Origin of the sequence: Bacteroides sp. B1-V-101, from assembly GCF_023656585.1 — a bacterium.
GTDB classification, from domain to species: Bacteria; Bacteroidota; Bacteroidia; order Bacteroidales; family Bacteroidaceae; genus Bacteroides; species Bacteroides thetaiotaomicron.
Genome location: NZ_JAMOKH010000056.1, coordinates 1 through 22041, shown reverse-complemented (window position 1 = coordinate 22041; position 22041 = coordinate 1). Strand labels below are relative to the sequence as shown.

24 protein-coding genes are annotated in these 22041 nt (G+C 44.7%); 7 read left to right on the top strand and 17 right to left on the bottom strand.

Annotation, left to right across the window (positions count from 1 at the left end):
- Nucleotides 1-57: 57 nt before the first annotated feature.
- The 14 genes from thrS to NBH01_RS24615 all read right to left on the bottom strand — a co-directional run bounded on the left by thrS (nt 58) and on the right by NBH01_RS24615 (nt 15885).
- Nucleotides 58-1998, bottom strand: a complete 1941-nt coding sequence (gene thrS, locus NBH01_RS24680) for a threonine--tRNA ligase (RefSeq protein ID WP_008766072.1) — start codon at nt 1996-1998, stop codon at nt 58-60.
- Nucleotides 1999-2080: 82 nt separating this feature from the next.
- Nucleotides 2081-4132: a tetratricopeptide repeat protein gene (locus tag NBH01_RS24675; protein ID WP_055230308.1), complete on the bottom strand. Its 2052-nt coding sequence runs from the start codon at nt 4130-4132 to the stop codon at nt 2081-2083.
- Between the two features lie 76 nt (nt 4133-4208).
- Entirely contained in the window at nt 4209-4763 is a 555-nt protein-coding gene (gene def, locus NBH01_RS24670; protein WP_008760700.1) for a peptide deformylase, read from the bottom strand.
- 44 nt (nt 4764-4807) lie between these two features.
- The gene (ruvX, locus tag NBH01_RS24665; protein ID WP_008766074.1) at nt 4808-5224 is read right to left on the bottom strand and encodes a Holliday junction resolvase RuvX; all 417 of its coding nucleotides are present in this window, start codon (nt 5222-5224) and stop codon (nt 4808-4810) included.
- 76 nt (nt 5225-5300) lie between these two features.
- Nucleotides 5301-6446, bottom strand: a complete 1146-nt coding sequence (locus NBH01_RS24660; protein ID WP_008760698.1) for an OmpA family protein — start codon at nt 6444-6446, stop codon at nt 5301-5303.
- A 320-nt stretch (nt 6447-6766) separates the two neighbouring features.
- Entirely contained in the window at nt 6767-7735 is a 969-nt protein-coding gene (locus tag NBH01_RS24655; RefSeq protein ID WP_032813480.1) for a PCMD domain-containing protein, read from the bottom strand.
- 18 nt (nt 7736-7753) lie between these two features.
- On the bottom strand, nt 7754-8860 hold the full coding sequence (locus NBH01_RS24650) for a cholesterol-responsive sulfotransferase (protein WP_008760696.1): 1107 nt from the start codon (nt 8858-8860) through the stop codon (nt 7754-7756).
- 11 nt (nt 8861-8871) lie between these two features.
- Nucleotides 8872-10329 carry a sulfate adenylyltransferase subunit CysN gene (gene cysN, locus NBH01_RS24645; RefSeq protein WP_022470128.1) on the bottom strand — a complete coding sequence of 486 codons (1458 nt, stop codon included), beginning with the start codon at nt 10327-10329 and terminating at the stop codon, nt 8872-8874.
- 39 nt (nt 10330-10368) lie between these two features.
- Nucleotides 10369-11289, bottom strand: a complete 921-nt coding sequence (cysD, locus tag NBH01_RS24640) for a sulfate adenylyltransferase subunit CysD (protein WP_255309879.1) — start codon at nt 11287-11289, stop codon at nt 10369-10371.
- Nucleotides 11290-11297: 8 nt separating this feature from the next.
- On the bottom strand, nt 11298-11903 hold the full coding sequence (gene cysC, locus NBH01_RS24635; protein WP_062695172.1) for an adenylyl-sulfate kinase: 606 nt from the start codon (nt 11901-11903) through the stop codon (nt 11298-11300).
- A 16-nt stretch (nt 11904-11919) separates the two neighbouring features.
- Entirely contained in the window at nt 11920-13473 is a 1554-nt protein-coding gene (locus NBH01_RS24630) for an SLC13 family permease (RefSeq protein ID WP_008766078.1), read from the bottom strand.
- Nucleotides 13474-13484: 11 nt separating this feature from the next.
- Nucleotides 13485-14309: a 3'(2'),5'-bisphosphate nucleotidase CysQ gene (cysQ, locus tag NBH01_RS24625; protein ID WP_032813481.1), complete on the bottom strand. Its 825-nt coding sequence runs from the start codon at nt 14307-14309 to the stop codon at nt 13485-13487.
- Nucleotides 14310-14502: 193 nt separating this feature from the next.
- On the bottom strand, nt 14503-14997 hold the full coding sequence (locus NBH01_RS24620; RefSeq protein WP_008766080.1) for an SPOR domain-containing protein: 495 nt from the start codon (nt 14995-14997) through the stop codon (nt 14503-14505).
- Nucleotides 14998-15114: 117 nt separating this feature from the next.
- A complete protein-coding gene (locus NBH01_RS24615; RefSeq protein WP_008760689.1) occupies nt 15115-15885 on the bottom strand; it encodes an SDR family NAD(P)-dependent oxidoreductase in 771 nt (256 codons plus the stop codon).
- A 201-nt stretch (nt 15886-16086) separates the two neighbouring features.
- Between NBH01_RS24615 and NBH01_RS24610 the strand changes: the two genes are divergently transcribed.
- From NBH01_RS24610 to NBH01_RS24600, 3 genes are read left to right on the top strand one after another with little or no spacing between them, the layout of a single operon-like run.
- Complete coding sequence (locus NBH01_RS24610) at nt 16087-16296, top strand: YtxH domain-containing protein (protein ID WP_008760688.1); 210 nt, start codon at nt 16087-16089, stop codon at nt 16294-16296.
- A 28-nt stretch (nt 16297-16324) separates the two neighbouring features.
- The gene (locus NBH01_RS24605; RefSeq protein ID WP_008760687.1) at nt 16325-16684 is read left to right on the top strand and encodes a phage holin family protein; all 360 of its coding nucleotides are present in this window, start codon (nt 16325-16327) and stop codon (nt 16682-16684) included.
- An 8-nt stretch (nt 16685-16692) separates the two neighbouring features.
- Nucleotides 16693-16950 carry a hypothetical protein gene (locus NBH01_RS24600; protein ID WP_008760686.1) on the top strand — a complete coding sequence of 86 codons (258 nt, stop codon included), beginning with the start codon at nt 16693-16695 and terminating at the stop codon, nt 16948-16950.
- A gap of 23 nt (nt 16951-16973) precedes the next feature.
- On the opposite strand, the gene NBH01_RS24595 is transcribed toward NBH01_RS24600, so the two are convergent.
- A complete protein-coding gene (locus tag NBH01_RS24595) occupies nt 16974-17333 on the bottom strand; it encodes a hypothetical protein (protein ID WP_008760685.1) in 360 nt (119 codons plus the stop codon).
- A 153-nt stretch (nt 17334-17486) separates the two neighbouring features.
- Between NBH01_RS24595 and NBH01_RS24590 the strand changes: the two genes are divergently transcribed.
- The 4 genes from NBH01_RS24590 (at nt 17487) to NBH01_RS24575 (ending at nt 21159) form a co-directional block, all read left to right on the top strand.
- Nucleotides 17487-19814 (top strand): DUF3987 domain-containing protein, encoded by a 2328-nt coding sequence (locus tag NBH01_RS24590; protein ID WP_250700342.1) that lies wholly within the window; start codon nt 17487-17489, stop codon nt 19812-19814.
- Between the two features lie 258 nt (nt 19815-20072).
- Nucleotides 20073-20570, top strand: a complete 498-nt coding sequence (locus NBH01_RS24585) for an HU family DNA-binding protein (RefSeq protein WP_008760684.1) — start codon at nt 20073-20075, stop codon at nt 20568-20570.
- 34 nt (nt 20571-20604) lie between these two features.
- The gene (locus tag NBH01_RS24580; protein ID WP_008766084.1) at nt 20605-20706 is read left to right on the top strand and encodes a smalltalk protein; all 102 of its coding nucleotides are present in this window, start codon (nt 20605-20607) and stop codon (nt 20704-20706) included.
- A gap of 9 nt (nt 20707-20715) precedes the next feature.
- Nucleotides 20716-21159: an N-acetylmuramoyl-L-alanine amidase gene (locus NBH01_RS24575; RefSeq protein ID WP_250700341.1), complete on the top strand. Its 444-nt coding sequence runs from the start codon at nt 20716-20718 to the stop codon at nt 21157-21159.
- 71 nt (nt 21160-21230) lie between these two features.
- Here NBH01_RS24575 and NBH01_RS24570 read toward each other — a convergent pair whose 3' ends face one another.
- Together NBH01_RS24570 and NBH01_RS24565 are read right to left on the bottom strand one after the other, a co-directional pair.
- A complete protein-coding gene (locus NBH01_RS24570; RefSeq protein WP_008760682.1) occupies nt 21231-21464 on the bottom strand; it encodes a DUF4248 domain-containing protein in 234 nt (77 codons plus the stop codon).
- A gap of 88 nt (nt 21465-21552) precedes the next feature.
- On the bottom strand, nt 21553-22041 hold a 489-nt coding region (locus NBH01_RS24565; RefSeq protein ID WP_502801506.1), incomplete at its 5' end, for a tyrosine-protein kinase family protein.

The following is a 22041-nucleotide window of genomic DNA, read 5'->3' as shown; positions in this document are numbered from 1 at the left end:
TCCTAGTTTGATTTTTTTATTGTTCTACTAAATATTTATCATGAAACGGCTGCAAAGTTACCATTTATTTATCATATTCTGAACTTCTTCGTTCAAAATTTTAGCAAATTCTTCATATTTCATGGTTCCTTTGTCGCCTTCCCCTTGTCTGCGAACAGAAACTTCACCATTTTCAGCTTCTTTTTCACCCACAATCAACATATAAGGAATGCGTTTCATTTCATTATCACGGATCTTGCGGCCGATCTTTTCATTACGATCATCCACAATAGCACGGATTTCATGCATTTTCAGATACATCTTCACTTGCTCTGCATACTCATTGAACTTTTCACTGATCGGCAGGATAGCTACCTGATCCGGAGTCAGCCACAACGGGAACTTACCGGCAGTGTGTTCGATCAATACAGCCACAAAACGTTCCATTGATCCGAATGGTGCACGGTGAATCATCACCGGACGGTGCTTCTGGTTGTCAGAGCCCATATATTCCAGTTCAAAACGTTCCGGCAAGTTATAGTCTACCTGAATGGTTCCCAACTGCCAACGGCGACCGATGGCATCTTTCACCATAAAGTCGAGCTTGGGACCATAGAAAGCAGCTTCACCGTACTCAATCTTAGCCGGCAAGCCTTTTTCCTCACAAGCCTCGATAATCGCCTGTTCAGCTTTCTCCCAGTTGTCATCGCTACCGATGTATTTTTCACGGTTCACTTTATCACGGAGTGATATCTGAGCCTCGAAATTCTGGAAATTCATCGAACGGAACACGATAGAAATGATATCCATCACACGGAGGAACTCATCTTTCACCTGATCCGGACGACAGAAAATATGTGCGTCATCCTGAGTAAAGCTGCGTACACGAGTTAAACCGTGAAGCTCACCACTTTGTTCATAACGGCAAACCGTACCGAATTCTGCAATACGCAACGGAAGGTCCTTGTATGAACGCGGAAAATTCTTATATATCTCGCAGTGATGCGGACAGTTCATCGGTTTCAAGAAATACTCCTCTCCTTCTTCCGGAGTATGGATCGGCTGGAACGCATCCTTACCGTATTTTGCATAGTGACCGGAAGTCACATACAGCAACTTATTACCGATAGGCGGAGTAATTACTTCCTGATAGTCATAGCGGGTCTGGATACGACGCAAGAACTCTTGCAGACGCAAACGCAGTGCAGTACCTTTCGGCAACCACATCGGAAGTCCCTTACCTACTGTTTCAGAGAACATGAACAACTGCATTTCCTTACCGATCTTACGGTGGTCACGTTTCTTGGCTTCTTCCAGCAACACCAGATATTCATCCAGCATTTTCTTTTTCGGGAATGTGATACCATAGATACGGGTCAGCATCTTACGGTCTTCGTGACCGCGCCAGTAAGCACCGGCAACAGTTGTCAGCTTGATAGCCTTGATCGGCGCAGTCGTCATCAAGTGAGGACCACGGCAAAGGTCAGTAAACGCACCCTGGGTGTAGGTAGTAATATGTCCGTCTTCCAGTTCTGAGATCAATTCACATTTATACGTTTCGCCACGGTCGCCAAACATTTTCAGAGCGTCCGTCTTCGAAATACTTTCTCTGACTACCGCTTCTTTCTTTGCCGACAATTCAAGCATCTTTGCTTCGATGGCAGGCAGGTCACTTTCTTTAATCACAGCTTCTCCCGGATCCACATCATAGTAGAAACCGTTTTCGATAGCCGGTCCGATACCAAACTGGATACCCGGATAAAGTTCCTGCAAAGCTTCAGCCAGCAAGTGGGCGCTTGTGTGCCAAAATGCATGTTTGCCTTCTTCATCGTCCCATTTGTAAAGTACGAAATCAGCATCTTCATTAATAGGACGTCCTAAATCATAAGTCTCACCGTTCACGCCACATGCAAGTACATCCTGTGCCAAGCGCGAACTGATACTTTCTGCAATCTGTAAACCGTTCACTCCTTCGTTATACTCACGAACGGAGCCATCGGGAAATGTTATCTTTATCATAATATGATGATGTTATATTTTCATAATGAGAACGCAAAAGTAACGAAATCTTTTGAGTTTTCTATTTTTTATCAAAAAAATGTTATTCTGTCTGATCCGTGAAACGCTTGATCACGTTGTAAGCAGAAACAACTCCTAGTTCACCGGCCTTGCTCAAATCTGAGATTCCCGCCTTATTATTACCCAGGAAAATATGCGTAAGTCCCCGGTTGAAATAAGCGTCAGCAAAGTCCGGAGACAGCTGAATCGCCTTATCGTAATCGACAATCGCAGCCCTGTAATCTTTCAGCATAGCCGCCACATTGGCACGGTTATAATAAGCGTAAACGAAATCCGGAGCCAGAGTTATCACCTTATCCAGGTCCTTTCTGACAACTTCATAATCCACCGCACTCACTTCCTTGGCAGCAGCGCCACTCGGCATATCCGCTTCGGCAGCCTGTTCAGCCTTCTGATATTCCAGTTGTTTACAACGAATCAGTGCACGCATGAAATAGGCCGGGAAGAAATCTCCGTCCAGCAATATCGCCTGAGTCAGGTCGGCAACCGCACTGGAGAAATCCTGTACCAGATAAAAGTCAATGGCACGGGCAAAACGCTTCGGAGCACTCTTGTCATCGTCCACAATAGCCGATGTATGCGCATCAATCAGGGCAAAATGGAATTTCACCTGTTCTTCCGTCAGCGGGGCCTCCATATTTGTAATACGGATACGCTTCGGAAGTACATTCGCCAGATTCAGGTCTTCAATAAACTTATGGAAATTCACCGAACGCTTCACTTCGCTCGACTTTTCATAATAAGTCAAGGCAAACATCGGTTCCAGTTTTATGTTCACATTCTTATCCTGTACGCGTCCGCGATAATCACTTGTATAGCGTTGATCCGCTTCAGAATCATCGGCAATCACAATTTTGCGATAGTTGTTCATGTTCTTGTCAGACTTCTTACGAGTTTTTCCTTCCTCGCTTTCGTCACCGTTCTCGCCGCTCTGGTTTTCTTTATCCTTATTCTGATTCTGGGCAACGTCTTTGTTCGTCCCTCCATTCTGCTTGTCAAGCTGAGCCTTCAACAGTTTGAAGTCATCCTGTTCGGCCCCCTTCTTGTCGCCGATCTTCTTGCGGGCTTCCGCACGATGATAATATCCTGCGAGGAAGTTCGGATACTGGTCGATAACTGTCGTATAGTCTTTGATAGCACCCCGGTAATCTCCCGTCTGAGCACGAAGCAACGCACGGTTAAAGATAGCCATCATATTATCAGGTTCCATCTGAATCACAAAATCGAAGTCCTCGATAGCACGGTTGTCATCCCCGACACGGGCACGAAGCAAACCACGGTTATAATGCCCGATAAAGTTATTGGGATCAATATCCAAAGCCAAATCATAATCGCTCATAGCACCCCTCAGATTATTCTGATGGAATCTGGCCAAAGCACGGTTTATATAATTACCCGCGTTCTTCGCGCTCAGATGAATCGCACGGTCCAGATCCGATTCCGCTTCTGCATAGTTGGACTGCTGCAAGCGAACAATAGCCCTTGCCGACCATGCGTCCGGATCATACTTATCCAGTTCGAGAGCCGTATTAAAGTCCTTCAGCGCCGCAACCGTATCCTTCTGCTGCAAAGAAACCTCTCCCCTCATCAGATAAGCACGTGTATAGCGCGGAGAAACTTTCAGCAAGCTCTCCAAATCCTCCTTGGCTGCGTCATAATCCTTTTTCTGAATATGAGACAAGGTCAGATTGTGCCACAAGGTGATGTTTTCCGGATCATAATGCAATGCTTTCTGATAATCCTCAATCGCCCCGTCGAATTTACTCTGACGAATCCGTGCCAGTCCACGAACCTGATATGCACCTACTACAAACGGATTCCGTTTGATAGCCTCGTCACAATCCGCTTCCGCTCCTTGATAATCCTCCAGGTTCACCTTTGCCAGCGCCCTGAAAAAATAAGGCTCATACAAATATGGCTTCGCATTAATTACCTGGTTGAAATACTGAATAGAAAGCACGTAGTCCTCAAAATACAGCGCATTGCGGGCAATAGTCATCACCCGCTCCGTATTAATCTGAGCACAAACCAGTGTGGGGAACAGCAATAAAACTGTTAGTATTCTTTTAATCATTGATATTTTATGCTTGTAAACGAAACAAAAATAATGCTTTTCGCTTACTTAACAGGGATATAAACGTTTTTTATCTTTATTTCACCTGTTTCATCTTATATGAACTACGCGCTTTTCCTTTCAGCATCGTATTTAATTTTCCTCTTATCATTTGTTTGCGCAACGGCGAAAGGTGGTCGATAAACATCTTTCCGTCCAGATGGTCGAACTCATGCTGCATCACCCTTGCCAGATAGCCTTCCACCACTTCATCATGCTCTACAAAGTTCTCGTCCATGTATTTCACACGGATCTTATTTCCTCTTTTCACAGACTCATGAATGCCGGGCAGACTCAGACAACCTTCTTCCATACTGACTTCCTCTCCACCCACTTCGATGATATGAGGATTGATATAAGCTTTATTAAAATCCTTAAATTCCGGATAGTCTTCCGAAAGCGGGTCTAATGTAATCGTAACGACACGGATAGGCAAGCCGATCTGTGGAGCAGCCAGTCCCACGCCATCGGCGTGCACCATTGTTTCAAACATATTCGCGATCAGCTCTTTCAGGTTCGGATACTCCGGGGTTATGTCCTCTGCCACCTTTCTCAAAACAGGCTGGCCATATACATAAATTGGTAAAATCATACTTTATACTCTACTAAAAAATTAAATTATTCTCTGTCTTATTATTAAAAACGTTTACTCTCCAAATATGTTTGCAGAATAATAGTGGCACTTATCTCATCCACCAATGCTTTGTTTTGCCGGTCTTTCTTTTTCAGTCCGGCTTCCAGCATCGTACGGTGTGCGAGAACAGATGTGAAACGTTCGTCCACATATTCTACAGGAAGTTCCGGGAAACGTTTCTTCAATGAACGAACAAAGGGTTCGATGTTCTTCATATTTTCCGAAGCTTCATTATTCATCTGCTTGGGCAATCCTATAATAATCCGCTCTACCGGTTCTTTTGCCACATACCCACCGATAAAGTTCAGAAGTTCATGCGTGGGTACAGTTGTCAACCCGTTTGCAATCAGTTGCAACGTATCGCTCACAGCTATCCCTGTGCGCTTCCTTCCATAATCTATAGCTACTATTCTGCTCATATGGGGTACAAAAATACAAAAAAGACGCTTCCCGCGAAAGGAAACGTCTCTTTTATTCTATTATTTCAACTGTGGATTATTCTTCCACGATAGCAACACGGCTCAACTTAGCGTCATCGTAGAACATATTGCCTACACCACCCTTGTAATCAACCTTCAGTTGAGAAGCAGGTACACCGAATTCGTTCACCATCAGGTCACGTACAGCTTCAGCTCTCTTCTTACTTAACTTCATGTTGTACTCAGCAGAACCAGTACCCTTGTCAGCATATCCTGTAACAGTAAATGTCTTTTCCGGATTAGCTTTGATACCCTTAGCCATTGCTTCGATGTTCATGTACTCTCTCTTGCTGATGTTGCTCTTACCAATGTTGAATACAACAACCAGACGTGGAACGAATCCGCCTTCTTTCTTAACGATTACTTCCGGCTTCTTGTTGCGTGCCTCAACCAAGTCACGTTTCAGAGATTCGTTTTCACCCTTCAGAGAGTTCAGTCTGTTTCTCATGTCGTCCAACTGGCTTTCCGGTACCATCGGTACAGTAGGAACAGCGTTGAATCCGCGTTTTTTGAACTTGTAAGTTACACCTACAGTTACACCGGCCATACCTTCTTTAGAAGTTCCGCCGAATGCATCCTTCATCAAAAGGCCACGCAATTCAAGGTTGATATCCCAAGCATCCGATACACGGAAGCGGTTGATCAAACCGGCATTGATACCTAAGTTTTGTTGATGAGGTTCTGACCAAGAAAGAGCCACACCTGCACCTACGTAAGGAATGAATGAATAAAGACGATCCTCGTTGTAACCGCAGAACATGTTAGAAAGGTTGAAGAGAACATCACCATGGAAGTTAGCCATGTTCCATTTCTGCTTGTAGTAACCGTTAGAATACTTGCCACCTTTTGTATACAAGTCATTAGCACTAGGAGCAGCTCCCTTAGCTTGAAGACCGTTGTATGCAACACGCAATCCGATACCCGGAGTAAACCATTTACCTACGGCAATATCAAGTGCCGGAGCAATGCGTTTTCCGAAATCCGCTTTACCGTCGTTGTCGCCAAAGTACATTTGACCACCAACGCCACCACTAATGAACCAATTGGCCCCAAAACGATTAGTCTCTACAGTGTAGGCTTTACCTTCTGTTTTTCCTTTTTCCTGAGCAGACAGGCACACAGAAGCCCCTACCATTAAAATAAACAATAAACCCTTTTTCATCTCAATTTATTTTAGTAAATAATATAATGCAGTTTGTGTTACGCTATAACCACAACTCTACAGGCTCTAAATCTTAAACAAAGAGATATAAATCTCTACCCTTTTTCTTTAAATTTAGTGCAAATATAGATATTTATTGTAATACACACAAAAAAACTCGTAAAAAAACATTTCTTCGTGATATTTATATGGGATGATAAAAGTGTTGGATAGCCTACAAAGGGTATAGCCAACATTTTTGAAAGAAAAATAAAAGCAAAAAAAATAACCAATGATATCGATTATCATTGGTTATCCCTTATTTTTTCCGCTACCTTATATTAATATACCAGTTTTACATTATCAATCCACAATGAATTTCCGGGTGAACCGACGTAAGCTCCTCCATGACTGGATGTGAACTGGAGATACAGATGAGTCGGCTCATCATTTTCATCCCCCCATGCCACTTCGTGGATAGGCACGCTTTCACCTTTGCTGTTGACTGTATAGTTCTCAGTCACCTGCAGACGCATCATGTGAGGTTTATATTCGGGACGGCTGGTAATGTCTCCATACATAATTTCATACGTGGCATTATTCTTCCAGTCGGTAGAGTGATAGTAATAAGTCACCAACGTTCCGATACGCTTGGCATAAACATTTCCGTTGGCATCCTCCCAGCGTTTCTGCAAAAATAAAATAGCAGCCGGATAATCCTTGCCCGCTACATCTGTAATTTTACTGAAACCGGTAGCACGTATACGTTTTTCCCTGTCGGACATCTTCACTTTATAGTCAAACTGAAGGGCAACCGGCTTCTTGGTAAACGGAATCCCCGTCTGAAGCATCTTCTGCGGGTTTTTGGTACCCTTGATCGGTTCGTGCACAGATCCCGTAAAGATAGAGCCGGCAGCCAATACGGTTATATTGACAAGCCCCAGTACCTTCACACTCTCCATACGCGTATCCAGGCGTGCACAGTAACCGTCTCCCCGTTTCTCCGGAAAAACCGACGTATTTGTCTTGGTAATACCTGCCACTTTCGCCATCACATTCGAAGTCGCCCACGGTGAGCCACCCATATTCTTATACACCTGATCTCCCTTAATTACAGTCGTCGGACCAATCTCATACACATTCTTCGTGTTCCCTCCGATAATCCCCGACTCTTTTATCTGGCGGTCCACCCATTGGTCCATATCCCCGAAGGGGACCATCTCCACTTTATGCTGCGCCATCAAAGACAAGGAAGAAAAAAATGCAACGAAGCCTGTCAGAAACAGGCGATGAACCATTTTCTTAATCATCAATACTTATCCTTTCTTTTATAAATTATAGTTCCATTGTTTCAAAGCAAAATCCCAGTTTTCCTCTACCAATCGAATCGTCCGGTCGTCATATTTATACTTATTCTTCTTATATCCCTTCTTGCCGCCAACATATTTTTCGATATCTCCTTGTGCTTCGGCGAAGCCGGGGATAGAAAGTGACTTATAAATATTCTCCGTCATTCCCATCGCATCCGCTTCAAAGTCTTCAAACTTCACTTCGATCAGATTGCCTTCCGGAATGAATTTCTTATCCGATTCATACTTATGATACAGCTTTGCATAAATAGAAAGGATATTCTCCTCCAATTGTTCATTGCTGACATCCTCCAGTTTCAGAGGCTGGATTGTATTTGTAAAGAAACTGCGTGTAGATTCAAATACCGTATACGGATTACGCATCAGGTAGATAAACTTGGCGTTCGGGAACATTTTCACCAATTCTTTCACCCTGCCCGTATGAGGAGGGTTCTTGCTGAGGAATTGCGTACCCTTGGTATTCCACAAAGAAATCTTGATCAATTTTGTGAATACCTCTTCAAACACTTTCAGTTCTTTGTCCGTGATATCATCAAACAGCAGATACTTGTCCGCATATTCCTGTTGATATTTCGGCAGGAACCAGAAATTATAATAGGTATACGGCATCATGTTCGACAATGCAAACTCTTCCTCCTGCGGAAGATCCACTGCCAGCTCCATATTATCCGTCGGACGCTTGTCCGGCATCAGCCAGCTCATATTCTTCTTGAAGAAAGGCTGTCCCCACATCATCAGATGCGGGAATACGGTCTGATAAGTTGTGTTATACCCAAAATGCTTGTCGCAGGAGAACACGTTATGTACAAAAGTAGTTCCACTCCGCCAGTGTCCCAGAATGAATACCGGATCATGTTCCAGCGGCTGATTGGCCAACAACTTTTCGTAGCGTTTATCCTGCAATGCAGCCAACGGAGAAAGCAGGCGGCACACCGCTTTCGTCAACCGGTACTTGCCTTTATAAGCAGCATCAATATCACGGCCGGCAGTGATTGCCTTAAACGTTTTCCAGTCGGCACCTACCAACGTATTAATCGGAAGTTTATTAAATTCAAGTAATCCCATCGTTCTACATTTTATTTAATCACTTTTATGGAGAGTCCTTGGCGTTCCAGTTCCTTCACGGCTTTTTCTATGGCGGCGTGATGTTCCGGGGCGATGTCCAGTTTCGACAAATCCAGTACGGGGATGTCATCCGTGGCAGCCATATCTTTCATCTCCACCCGGTCGATAATCATACCTACGGCAGAGGTATTATTCGTAATCGGATCGATCAGGATAAAAGAACCGCAAGATTTATTCTTTTTATAAGGATCGAAGAAAAGCTCCTTGGCAGTAGTCAGGACAACGCGGGCGATCTGATTGAGCTGCAATGGCAAATTGTCCTTTGTCAGTTGTCCATTGTCAATGGAAAGATGCTCCATCGTGTTGACATCCACTTTATATTTGATCGCGTCGATGCGGGTACGGCTCAAATTGGTAGTCTGCTTGATAAAGAACGATTTATTGATGTCCATCGGTTCTTCATCCATCCATACCATCATCGCTTCGAAGTTGCGGTCAACGATCGGCAAGTTGTCCGGATGCACCAGCATTTCACCACGGGATACGTCGATTTCGTCTTCCAGTGTCAGTGTAACCGACTGCGGCGGGAAAGCGTAATCCAGTTCGCCGTCGTATGTCACAATACTCTTCACCTTGGAAGTCTTTCCGGAAGGCAATGCCATCACTGTATCTCCCTTGCGGACAATACCCGATGCCACTTTACCGCAGAAACCACGGAAGTCAAGGTTCGGGCGCAGCACATACTGCACAGGGAAACGGAGATCCGTGAAGTTGTGATCATTATCGATATGAACCGTTTCGAGGAAGTCTAGCAAAGAGATTCCTTTATACCATGGTGTGCGTTCGGACTTATCCACAACGTTGTCACCGTCCAAGGCAGAAAGAGGAATACAGTTCACATCCGGAATTCCCAGCGGTTCTACGAATTTCTTGTATTCCGATACAATCTCGTCGAACCGTTCCTCGGAGAAGTCCACCAGGTCCATCTTATTGACCGCCAGCACCACGTGCTTGATGCCCAGCAGAGATACCAGGAAAGTATGACGACGGGTCTGGGTAATCACACCCGTACGGGCGTCTACCAAGATAATTGCCAGATTGGCCGTAGAGCCACCGGTAATCATATTACGTGTATACTGTTCGTGTCCCGGAGTATCCGCAATGATAAACTTACGACCGTTGGTAGAGAAGTAGCGGTAAGCCACGTCAATCGTAATTCCCTGCTCACGCTCCGCTTTCAAGCCATCGAGCAACAAAGCATAGTCTATATGTTCGCCTGCATTACCTACACGCTTACTGTCACGTTCCAATGCATCCAGCTGATCTTCGTACAGTTTCTTACTGTCAAACAACAGACGTCCGATCAAAGTCGATTTTCCGTCATCCACCGAACCGGCAGTCAACAGTCTCAGCAAGTCTTTCTGTTCGTCTTTATCCAGAAAGGCCTTTATATCCAGCTTATTATCCATTTCCAACTTTTAGTTTTTTAATCATTCATTTTTAATTGCTTAAAAATACCCTTCACGTTTCTTCTGCTCCATACTGCCTTCCTGGTCAAAGTCGATCACACGGGTAGTACGTTCGCTCTTGGTAGTCGTCATCATCTCTTCCACGATCTCTTCGATGGTAGCCGCACCGCTCTCTACTGCGCCCGTCAACGGCCAGCAGCCCAGAGTACGGAAACGCACCATCTTCATTTCGATCTGATCACGATATTTTTCCGGCAGACGGTCGTCATCCGCCATGATGATATTACCATCCAGATTGATCACAGGACGTTCCTTGGCATAATACAGCGGAACGATCGGAATATTCTCCAGACGGATATACTGCCAGATATCCAGCTCCGTCCAGTTGCTGATCGGGAACACACGGATACTCTCACCTTTGTGTACACGGGCGTTGTAGATATCCCACAATTCAGGACGCTGGTTCTTCGGGTCCCACTGGTGGAATTTATCACGGAAAGAGAAGATACGCTCCTTGGCACGTGACTTTTCTTCATCCCGGCGCGCGCCGCCGAATGCAGCGTCAAATTTATATTTATCCAGCGCATGCAGCAATGCCTGAGTCTTCATCAGGTCCGTATGTACCTTGCTTCCATGCGTGAAAGGTCCTACCCCTGCATGAAACGCTTCCATATTACTTTCCACAATCAGGTTCCAGCCATGTTTCTTGGCATATTCGTCGCGGAACTGGATCATTTCCTTAAACTTCCACTTCGAATCGATATGCATCAACGGGAAGGGAACTTTTCCCGGATAAAACGCTTTTTCAGCCAAGCGCACCATCACCGAAGAATCTTTTCCGATGCTGTACAGCATCACCGGATTCTCAAATTCCGCCGCCACCTCGCGGATGATATGAATTGACTCGGCTTCGAGTTCTTTCAAATGGCTCAGTTTATATTCTTCCATCTTTTTTGAAATTTCTTCATTTATTTCTTTTCTATTTTCGGCAACACCATCTCCAGCAGGCGGTTGACCGATTCTTCCAGACTCAACTTAGAAGTATCCAATGCCAAGGCCGGATGTTCGGGCACCTCAAACGGTGCGGAAATTCCGGTGAAATTCTGAATTTCTCCCCTACGCGCTTTGGCGTACAGTCCTTTCACATCCCGCTTTTCACACTCTTCCAGCGGGGTGCTTACGAAAACTTCCAGAAAATCATCCTTTCCGATAATATTCGCCGCCATTTCACGGATATCATTATTGGGACTGATAAATGCCGCAATCGTAATGATGCCGCTGTCCAGAAACAACTTGGATACTTCGGCGATACGACGGATATTCTCTACACGGTCGGTTTCGGAGAAGCCCAGATTATTGTTGATACCGCTGCGGATATTGTCTCCATCCAGAATACGGCAAAGCAGTCCACGCTTATGGAGTTCACGTTCCAATGCAATCGCGATCGTACTTTTACCTGATCCGCTCAGACCTGTAAACCAGATCATCACGCTATGCTGTCCCAGAAGTTCTTCTTTGTCCTCCCGCGTCATCATGCGGTCAAAAATCGGATATATATGATTTTTTTCTTCCATTTATAGAATATGTTTATTAAAAGTTCCAGATCAACGGGATCAGGATCACAGAGATTAAGAAAGTGATGATATTGAGCGGCAGACCGATACGGACAAAATCCGTAAACTTATAGTTGCCGATACCTTGCACAATCAAATTAGTCTGATAACCGATCGGTGTGGAAAAGCTGGCAGACGCAGCCATACAGATCACGACAAAGAAAGGTGTCGGACTTACGCCCAACTGCGCCGAGATGGACAGTGCCAACGGGAATGCCAGAGCCGCAGCCGCATTGTTCGTGATCAGTTCCGTAAACAAATTCGTGATGACAAACAATATAGCAAGTAATACATGCGGTCCGTAATCGTCACTCAAACCGATGATAAATCCTGCCACACAATCGGCCACACCGGAGTTCACCATAGCCTTGCTGATGGCAAATGCGCAGGCAATCGTAATCAGAATATCCCACGAAATATATTTGGTATACTTACGGGCGGGGAAAATATTGGTCCACGCCATGATAATAGTAGTAATGCAGACAAAGAAAAACATATCCAGCTTGATATCGGGAAACATCTCTTTGGTTGCCGGCAGTTCGCCCACCGTAGCACCGACAATCATCAGTACCAGCAAGATTAGCGCCAACCAGCGCTTCTTCTTTCCCGAAGTATCCGGATCATTGCCGTTGGTAAGCAGCACGAATACCGAAGATTCTCCCCAAGTCGGGATAAACGTATCATCCGCCATCACCACAAGCGTATCACCCTCACGAAGCACTACATCCTCCAGATGATCGACATAGCGCTGACCGTTACGTGTTTTGATCTCTTTCACTTCCGCACCATAGTGACGCTGGAAATTGAAATCACTCAGTTTCTTGTTGATACCGGGGAAACGGGCTCCCAATACAGCTTCTACACGATGCAACTTCTCTCCTTCCTCCACTTCTTCATCGGGCACAGCCGTATCCGGACGTGCATCGGGCAAGAGCCGTTTGGAGAAAATGAAAAGATATATGATACCGGCAATGGCAATAAAGATGCCGACCTTTCCCAGTTCGAACATGGTGAAGCCTTCATAGCCGGCTTCCAGAATCATACCATGCACTACCAGATTGGTAGAAGTGCCGATCAGCGTACAGATACCGCCGAGGATAGTCACATAAGAAAGGGGAATCAGGAACTTGGTGGCCGGAAGTTTTACCGATTTCGCCCAATGCTTGATGATCGGGGCAAAGATGACTACCACCGGAGTATTATTCAGAAAGGCAGAAATGAATGCAACAGACGGCAGGATACGCAGCTGCGCTTTAAACACCGTCGTCTTTCCCTGCGGAAGCAGTTTCTTGATCACTTGCCCTAATGTACCCGACTGACGGATACCTTCACTAACCAGGAATAACAAGGCGACGGTAATCATTCCTTTATTACTGAAACCTTCGAGCATTTCCTTCGGAGTCAGAATGCCGACGCACAGAAATAAAACCACTACCGAAAAGAGCACCATGCCCGGCCGCATCTTATCCGCGATCAGGGCAGCCATCATTCCTAATAAGGATAATAGTACAAATACAATTTCAAATGTCATATAAACATTAATTAGCGTTCTCTTTTTGCTTCAACGATAAACCACGGATTCAGCAGATCCTCTTTGTTATATCGCAAAGGTTCCTCCTTCCCTGCCTGATATACTTCCATCCCTGCGGCACGGGCTATCGCATGTCCGGCAGCCGTATCCCATTCCATCGTCGGAGCAAAACGCGGATAGACATCCGCCTTTCCTTCGGCAACCAGACAGATTTTAATGGAACTTCCGCTTGATATCAGTTCCACATTGCCGTGTTTCTTTTTTAAGTCTGCAATATATGTTTCAGTTTCAGGCGTCAGGTGTGAACGGGAAGCGACAGCAATAAAATGGTCGCGCGCATCCGCCAATGGCATCCGTTCCGATTTCTCAATCATCTGCTGTAAGGTCACTCCCTCGTCTTCCAGACCGACAATGCCGGAACACTTATAGGCACCTGTCCCCTCCACTGCAAAATAAAGTTCTTTTTTTACAGGCACGTAAATAACACCCATTACAGGTACAGCGTTCTGTACCAAAGCTATATTTACCGTAAATTCTCCGTTACGCTTGATGAACTCCTTCGTTCCGTCCAGCGGGTCTACAATCCATAAAGTATCCCAGCCTCGCCGCACTGCATAGTCCATATGCTTTCCTTCTTCACTAAGAACCGGAAAAGGAGTTTCATTCAAAATGGCCACAATCGCCTCGTGGGCTTTCCTGTCTGCTATCGTTAAGGGAGAGTTATCCGCCTTCCTCTCTATTTCAAAATCCGACTTCGGATCTTCATAGATAGAAAGGATTTTTTCACCTGCTTTCAACGCTGCATCGATAGCAGCCATTACATATTTCTGTTTCATAATGACAAAAGTAAAAACTTTATTTACGAAAAAAGTTTCCCACCTGCTATTTATAACTTCTTTTAGTAGAATGATAAAAATTTCTAAAAAGCGAATTTACAATGTGTAACAAAAAAGCAGTAACTTCCCAGTTACCGCCTTCTTATTTCGGGAAAACAGGTTATCCATCCCGATATATATTACCAAAAAGAAATCAATAAATACGATACAGCAACCAAGCTCCCTGGAAGTCTGTACGACTCGGGTATTTAGCCTTGAATGCGTCACGTGCATCGACAGCAGCCGCTTTGTCAGCGAATGAGCTTACAATCACACGGTACATTGCTTTTTCCGCATTGAATGCGATTGTTGCGTTGTAACCTTGTCCGTCCAACCAGTCTTTCAAGCCTTCAGCATTCGCTTTCACACCGAAGCTGCCTACTACTACGCTGTAATCCTTCAATCCGTCGGTACCGGAAACGACTGTCACCTTTTCCTGACGAACGCCGGTTGTATCTGTAGCCTTAGGTGTTGTCACAGGAGCTGCAACTACCGGAGTCACTTCTACCGGAGCTTCCACCTGCGGTTCTGCCAATTCTTGCTGTTTTGCTTTTTCGTAAGCTTTTTTATAGGCGCTTTCACTGGATTTACAAGATGCAAACGCAAGCACCATGCATACTCCCATTCCTAATACGACCAATTTTTTCATATCCAATATTCTGTATTTAATTAATAATTCAATAATCTTGTTCGTTCACATTTAGTTTTCGGGCAACAAAATAATAGAAATTTTATCATCCGGCAAAGAAAATGAGCGAAAAAACGTCTATTCTGCCTTCTTCTTATAAGAAATAGTGCCCGTTGCCTGATAAGTCGGCATCAAAAGCACCTCTGCAATCTGAATATGCGCAGGAGCCGAGGCAGCATAATATACCGTTTCGGCAATATCGTCTCCGGTCAGCGGGCGGATTCCCTTGTAAAAATTGTCAGCCGCCTGCTTGTCACCACGGTAACGGACCACTGTAAAGTTTGTTTCCACCATGCCCGGTTTGATATTCGTCACCCGCAGCGGCGTATCCACCAAGTCTATCCGAAGTCCGTCCGAAAGTGCCTTCACAGCAGCTTTGGTGGCGCAGTAAACACTGCCTCCGGGATAGGCGGCATCTCCAGCAATAGAACCTATATTAATAATGTGTCCGCATCCCCGTTCCACCATGCCCGGAACTACCAGACGTGTCATGGCGAGCAAACCTCTTATATTCGTATCGATCATGATATCCCACTCGTCCAGACTACCTTCGAACTCTTTGTCCACTCCGATCACCAGTCCGGCATTGTTAATCAATACATCAATCGATTTCCATTCTTCCGGCAACGCTTCCAGTGCGGCGGCAGCCTGTTTCCGGTCGCGAACATCAAAAGGCAACACACAGACCTGTATTCCATACTCTTTTTCCAGTTCAGCCTTCAGTTCTTCCAGCTTCGACACTGTACGGGCATTCAAAATCAGGTTCCATCCTTCCTTAGCAAATTTACGGGCGCATCCTTCGCCAATTCCGCTGCTCGCTCCGGTTATAAAAACAATCTTCGCTTTCATTATGTTTTGAATTACAATATTGAATGACAAAAGTACGCCTTAAGTCTCATTTGTTAGTCCAAAAGTCTAGTTAAATAAGATTAAACCATAAAAGAAATCAAGAATGATAAAAAGGAAGTACTTTTTTTCTGTTTTTGCGAACAACCTTTGGAGAAAAATGTTATATTTGTTGTATCATAATCATTTTAAACAGTATAAATTATGAAAGGATTAAATGTATTAGCAGCTTTTCTGGGTGGTGCAGCCGTAGGTGCAGCCCTTGGTATTTTGTTTGCTCCTGAAAAGGGAGAAGATACCCGTAATAAGATCGCAGAAATTCTTCGTAAAAAAGGAATCAAGCTGAACCGCAACGAAATGGAAAATCTCGTTGACGAAATCGCAGCTGAAATTAAAGGAGAAATAGGAGAATAAGTAAGTAAAGGACTAAAACAGAGCGACCATGTTTGCAGACGATAAAAGTATTGAGAACTTTCAACAGTTGTTTTTTGAGTTCAAAAAGTATCTGGAACTTCAAAAAGAATACACCAAGTTAGAGTTGACGGAGAAGCTGACCATACTTCTTTCAACGTTAATCATGATTGTAATACTTATCATCCTTGGCATGGTAGCTCTGTTTTATCTGTTATTTGCCTTGGCTTATGTATTGGAACCTCTGGTAGGCGGACTTATGGCAAGCTTCGCTATCATTGCCGGCATCAATATACTGATTATGGCTTTAGTCATTATTTTCCGCAAACAGCTTATCATCTCCCCGATGGTAAACTTCCTCGCTAACTTGTTTTTAACCGATTCAAAATAAATGAAGTTATGAGTGCGCAAACACCTGCCAAAATTACATTAGAAGAGATCACCCAACGCAAAAAGAAGCTCTTGAATGAAATTCAGGCTCAAAAACGAGCTATGACGGCCACCACCCGCGAAATATTCTCGCCTCTTGCACCCGCCGCCAACAAAGCGGATTCGCTCATGCGTTCGTTCAATACCGGCATGGCCATCTTTGACGGAGTAGTTTTGGGTATCAAGATCATGAAAAAAATGCGGACGTACTTTAGAAGACTAAGATAGCAATCCGGGTATGACAAGAAGGATCAGACCCCTACCCCGTCCCATCTCATCACTACCACCCATTCTGCCGGCTGTCCGTTTCCGTAAAGCCGATGTGGAATCGTACCGATCACTAAATCACAATGGGCTGCAAATACATTCTTCAATTCCTTCAGCAGTGCATTCAACAGAATTTCCAGATGTATCTCATCCATGATACAGCTGACGACACGCACGTACTGATAAACGTGTAAATCCTTCCCCTGCCGCATGGCACTCACATCCCTTCCGGAGATATGCAACTCATCTTCCAGAAAAGAATACGAAATCGATTTGTCGATATTCATCAGGTTCACTACCATACTTCCCAAAAATTCATAAGGTCCATGATTTTCTTTTGTCATGTTTACTCTTTGTTTAAAATTTAATAAAAAATAGATATATATTTGGTTATTCAATCTGTTTCAACCTATGAAACAAGTTCTAATTCCCCCTCCTTTACCTTTGCACCCGCTATCCCGATAGTGGGATAGACAATCATAAAACATCAAAATCAAATGCAAGTACTCGAAGAAATTAAAGTTTCCGTTTACGAAAATGTGTATTCCAAAAAGCCTAAAATCATGTCTTTCCTCGAAGTCATCTTTATGTGTATTCATCCGGTTTATGCTTCCATCATCCAATCCATCCGGCGGTATCATCAGGAAGGCGACCATGAAGCCGCCCAAAAACTAAAAAGCCAGCTCCCCTGCTTCACTCCTGCCGGCACTTTCGACGGAGCGCATGCCATCCGAAATTTCCAGTTGCCCAGTCACATTATCGGACTCGACTACGACCACGTTCCCAATCGGCTGGAGATCATCCGTCTTTGCGCTGCCGACCCTCATACCGTAGCTGCTCTGGAAAGCCCTACGGACGGCGTGAAAATCTTCGCCTATGTGGAAGGCATCGAAGGCCGTCACCGGGAAGGGCAGCTACTGGTCAGCCGTTACTACGACCAGCTGACCGGGCTCACCAGCGATCCCGCCTGTAAAGACGAAAGCCGCCTGTGCTATTTCACCTATTCACCGGACGGATATGTAGCCAGTCTCTATCAGTCATTCGTTCTGGAAGCAGCAGTGGAAACACAACCGTTCCAGCCGACAGCAGAAAACCTCCCCTCTCCTCCGCTACCTGCAAAAGCAAACGAAACCTCCGAGAACTTCTCGGAGGAGGAAGTCAACTTGTTCCTTTCGTCCTACATTTTCTTAAATCCATTGGCCGCCGGGCAACGACACACCAATCTGTTTAAACTCGCCTGCGAAGCTTGCCGGAGAAGATATTCGCAAGAAAGCATATTACGCGGGATTACGGTTTATTTTGAGCACTCCGACTTTCCCGCACAGGAAATCAGGAGCATCCTACAATCTGGTTACCAAAAAGTTACCTCTACTCCATCCGTCTCCGCCTCTCCGCTTTGCTCTTCTCTTCATAAGGACAAAATGACAAAAGTGACATATAGCCCATCCGAAAACGTCTATGAAGCAGATGAAGCGTATTGGCAAGGCGAAGAATTCAGAAAAGAAACGCCCTGTTTTCCCAAAAGCGTGTACAAATATCTGCCCGATCTGCTGAACGAATGTATCCTCGAAGAGGAAGGTGATCGTGAACAGGATCTTTCCTTTCTCTCCAACCTCACCGCATTGAGTTCCGTACTGCCTGGCACATTCGGCATCTATAATCACAAAAAGTATTCTCCCCATTTCTACAGTTTCGGCATTGCCCCCGCTGGGAGCAACAAGAGCATTGCGCAAACAGGACGTTATCTGCTGGAAGAGGTCCACGACTGGATACTTTCCAATAGCGAACTTCAGCAGAAAATTTATAACCATAAGTACACCCAATGGAAGCTGGACTGTACTTATAAGAAAAAGGCACATGAAGAGTGTCCCGAAGAACCGGAAAAACCAGCTTACAAAATGCTTTTTCTCCCTGCCACTACCAGCTACAGTCGTATGCAGATCCAAATGCGGGACAACGGTCCGCAAGGAAGCATCATATTCGATACCGAGGCGCAGACGCTGGCTACAGCCAATCATCTGGATTGCGGTAACTTTGACGATATGCTCCGCAAAGCATTCGAGCATGAGAATATCGATTCCGCTTTCAAGATCAATGGTTTAACCCCCATTTATATCCGTTTTCCCATGCTTGCCATGTTCCTCACCGGCACCCCGAGTCAGATGGCTTCACTGATAGAGACTTCGGAAAAAGGACTTCCGAGCCGTATCATGCTCTACACTTTCCGCAGCATTCCGAAGTGGAAGCCCATGGGAGATGACAGTATCTCGCTTGAAGAGTCTTTCAAGCCACTGGCACATCGTGTCTTCGAGCTTTATCATTTCTGCAAGAATCATCCTGTATTGTTTCACTTCAGCCGTTCTCAATGGGATTATCTGAATCATACGTTTTCTAAGCTGCTTGCCGAAGTGGTTCTGGAAGGTAACGATGACCTTCAGGCCGTTGTCAAGCGGTATGCCTGTCTTGTGATGCGCATCAGCATGATCCAGGCACGCATCCGCCAGTTCGAGGCGAATGATGGCGCACCGGATATCTATTGTGAGGATGTAGATTTCGATCGTTCTCTCCAGATCGTTCTCTGCTGTTATGAGCATAGCAGGCTATTATTGTCTTCCATGCCGTCTTCCCAGCTCCATCCGTTGAAAGATCCGAACAGTACACGGAAGTTCATCGGCGAGTTGCCAGAAACATTCACTACCGAAGATGCAATGCAGATCGGCGTAAAATACGATTTCAGCCACCGCAAGATCAGCAGGCTGATAAAATCGTTCATTGGCGTCAAAATCAATAAGATATCTCATGGAAAGTATCAGAAGATCTCATAAAATAGTCCTATCTGTCATTTTTGTCCTTTTGTCCTTTTGAAGACTCTTTGAAAACATTGGGAAGTTTGAAAAAACCTTCTCAATGATCGGATGCAAACATTGGGAAGATTCAATACAATCTTCTCAATGTTTTTTCCTTTTATCAGTGCGTCTGTGTGCGTCACTGCACATCACGGGCACTTGCCCATGTAGTATCTTTGTTGTGTAATCGGTTACAGGTAATAAGTATTAAGTAATAAGTATTAAGTATTAAAAATTATGGCACAGAATTATGTTGTTATGGCTCGCAAGAACCTGTTGAAACCTAGTGAAGCTCCCAAGTATTATGCAGTGGCACGTAGCGGACGGAAAGTGACCGTCAAGGAGGTCTGCAAACGTATTACCGAACGTTCGTCTTATTCAAAAGGCGAGTTGGAAGGTTGTATCGGAGAGTTTCTACTCGAAATCGTCAATGTACTGAATGAAGGGAATATCGTTCAGATGGGCGATCTGGGGAATTTCCGCATGAGTCTTAAGACGGCAACGGCTACCGCAACGGAGAAGGAATTCAAGGCATCGTGTATCGAGAAAGGTAAAGTGCTTTTCTATCCGGGAAGTGATCTCCGCAAGTTGTGTAAAACGCTGGACTTTGCACTGTATAAGAGTGACGGTAAGCCCGATTCGGGAGACGAACCGTTGCCGGACGATGGTAAGGGCGATCAGCCCGGCGGTGGTTCAGGTGACGATGGCGATGAAGCTCCGGACCCGACTGTTTAATCAATCATTATTTACTATTAAAGATTAAAATTGTATGAAAAAGCAAGTTTGGAAGAATATTCTTCAGTTCATTGTGACAATTGCAACGTCTATCATTTCTGCTATCGGGGTAACGTCCTGTACGGCTCATCTGTAATACATCCGCATGGAAAGTTCTAAAGATGAGTATCTCCCGAGAGAGATTAAGTTGTTGGTGATTCATTGCAGCGCTACGCGCTGCAATGTTTCCTTCCCTGTAGAACGGCTTCAAGAATGTCATTTGCAACGGGGGTTTCGTGATATTGGCTATCATTTTTATATCACCCGGGACGGAGTTCTTCATCATTGTCGTCCCGTCTCCGAAATCGGTGCCCATGTGCGTGGATTTAACAGGCATAGTATCGGGATTTGTTATGAAGGCGGGCTGGATGAAAATGGCAGACCGGCGGATACGAGAACTACGGCACAACGCTTTGCTCTGCTCGATCTGTTGACGATTCTCAAGCATCAGTATCCGGAGGCGCAGATAGCAGGACATTATCAGCTGAGTGCTACGATCCACAAGGCATGTCCTTGCTACGATCCGAAAAAGGAATATTCAGGATTATAAAAAAACTACGGGAGATGGCGAAAGTGCTGCCTCCCGTAGTTTTTTGTTGAATGAATAAAAAAGATTTGGGGTTACAAATCTCCCGGCTTACCCAAATAGTAGGTGATTAACCTTACTTCCCGCACAGAAAAAGCTTTCGTTTTCGGATGAAAATCCGTAGAAAGTATCTCATCCATTAATGGTTGACATCTACGCATCCAGCGACGAAGTTTATTTACTGAAGCGCGAACAGTTATATCAGGGAAATACATTTGGGCTAAGTCTTGTTTATTGTAGCATTTCACTACAAAATCCGGTTGATTCATTGTCTCTTTATACTTGGTTTATAAGCAATAAAGATACAAAATTATTCACCCATTTCCTACGCTTTTTTCATATTTTATTTCAAATTTACTAGTCTTTTCTTTCACTTTTGGTCTGACCATATCCATAGCCGTAACCATAACGTTTACCATATCCATAATGCTTGCCATACTTACCGTAGCCGTAGTAATAACCGTATTTTCGCTTCTTCAGGTCTACGCCGTTAATGACAGTACAAAGATTAGGCAGCTTCTTCTCAAAAGACAGTTCATTGATCAATGTATATTCCGCCTTATGAGTGTAGTCAGCACGGCATACATAAACTGACAAGTCTGCTACACGACCTATTAATAAGGTATCTGTCACCATGCCGATAGGAGCAGTATCAAGGATGACATAATCGAAGTTCTTCTTCAAAGTTTCTATCGCTCTGTCCAAACCGTTACGGGCTAACAATTCTGTCGGATTAGGAGGAACAGTACCACCCGGAAGAATAAACAGATTCTTATTTACATCAGAAGGCTGAACAAGTTCCATCAAATCCGTTTCAGGATTGGAAAGATACTGAGTAATACCTCT

Bases quoted from the DNA above. Each gene is read 5' to 3' on its own strand.
- NBH01_RS24675 (WP_055230308.1), bottom strand. From the start codon at position 4,132: ATGATTAAAAGAATACTAACAGTTTTATTGCTGTTCCCCACACTGGTT.
- NBH01_RS24650 (WP_008760696.1), bottom strand. From the start codon at position 8,860: ATGGGATTACTTGAATTTAATAAACTTCCGATTAATACGTTGGTAGGT.
- NBH01_RS24660 (WP_008760698.1), bottom strand. From the start codon at position 6,446: ATGAAAAAGGGTTTATTGTTTATTTTAATGGTAGGGGCTTCTGTGTGC.
- NBH01_RS24600 (WP_008760686.1), top strand. From the start codon at position 16,693: ATGAGTGCGCAAACACCTGCCAAAATTACATTAGAAGAGATCACCCAA.
- cysC (WP_062695172.1), bottom strand. From the start codon at position 11,903: ATGGAAGAAAAAAATCATATATATCCGATTTTTGACCGCATGATGACG.
- ruvX (WP_008766074.1), bottom strand. From the start codon at position 5,224: ATGAGCAGAATAGTAGCTATAGATTATGGAAGGAAGCGCACAGGGATA.
- NBH01_RS24590 (WP_250700342.1), top strand. From the start codon at position 17,487: ATGCAAGTACTCGAAGAAATTAAAGTTTCCGTTTACGAAAATGTGTAT.
- NBH01_RS24580 (WP_008766084.1), top strand. From the start codon at position 20,605: ATGAAAAAGCAAGTTTGGAAGAATATTCTTCAGTTCATTGTGACAATT.
- NBH01_RS24605 (WP_008760687.1), top strand. From the start codon at position 16,325: ATGTTTGCAGACGATAAAAGTATTGAGAACTTTCAACAGTTGTTTTTT.
- def (WP_008760700.1), bottom strand. From the start codon at position 4,763: ATGATTTTACCAATTTATGTATATGGCCAGCCTGTTTTGAGAAAGGTG.
- NBH01_RS24620 (WP_008766080.1), bottom strand. From the start codon at position 14,997: ATGAAAAAATTGGTCGTATTAGGAATGGGAGTATGCATGGTGCTTGCG.
- thrS (WP_008766072.1), bottom strand. From the start codon at position 1,998: ATGATAAAGATAACATTTCCCGATGGCTCCGTTCGTGAGTATAACGAA.
- NBH01_RS24615 (WP_008760689.1), bottom strand. From the start codon at position 15,885: ATGAAAGCGAAGATTGTTTTTATAACCGGAGCGAGCAGCGGAATTGGC.
- cysN (WP_022470128.1), bottom strand. From the start codon at position 10,329: ATGGATAATAAGCTGGATATAAAGGCCTTTCTGGATAAAGACGAACAG.
- NBH01_RS24595 (WP_008760685.1), bottom strand. From the start codon at position 17,333: ATGACAAAAGAAAATCATGGACCTTATGAATTTTTGGGAAGTATGGTA.
- NBH01_RS24585 (WP_008760684.1), top strand. From the start codon at position 20,073: ATGGCACAGAATTATGTTGTTATGGCTCGCAAGAACCTGTTGAAACCT.
- cysQ (WP_032813481.1), bottom strand. From the start codon at position 14,309: ATGAAACAGAAATATGTAATGGCTGCTATCGATGCAGCGTTGAAAGCA.
- NBH01_RS24630 (WP_008766078.1), bottom strand. From the start codon at position 13,473: ATGACATTTGAAATTGTATTTGTACTATTATCCTTATTAGGAATGATG.
- NBH01_RS24655 (WP_032813480.1), bottom strand. From the start codon at position 7,735: ATGATTAAGAAAATGGTTCATCGCCTGTTTCTGACAGGCTTCGTTGCA.
- NBH01_RS24570 (WP_008760682.1), bottom strand. From the start codon at position 21,464: ATGAATCAACCGGATTTTGTAGTGAAATGCTACAATAAACAAGACTTA.
- NBH01_RS24575 (WP_250700341.1), top strand. From the start codon at position 20,716: ATGGAAAGTTCTAAAGATGAGTATCTCCCGAGAGAGATTAAGTTGTTG.
- NBH01_RS24610 (WP_008760688.1), top strand. From the start codon at position 16,087: ATGAAAGGATTAAATGTATTAGCAGCTTTTCTGGGTGGTGCAGCCGTA.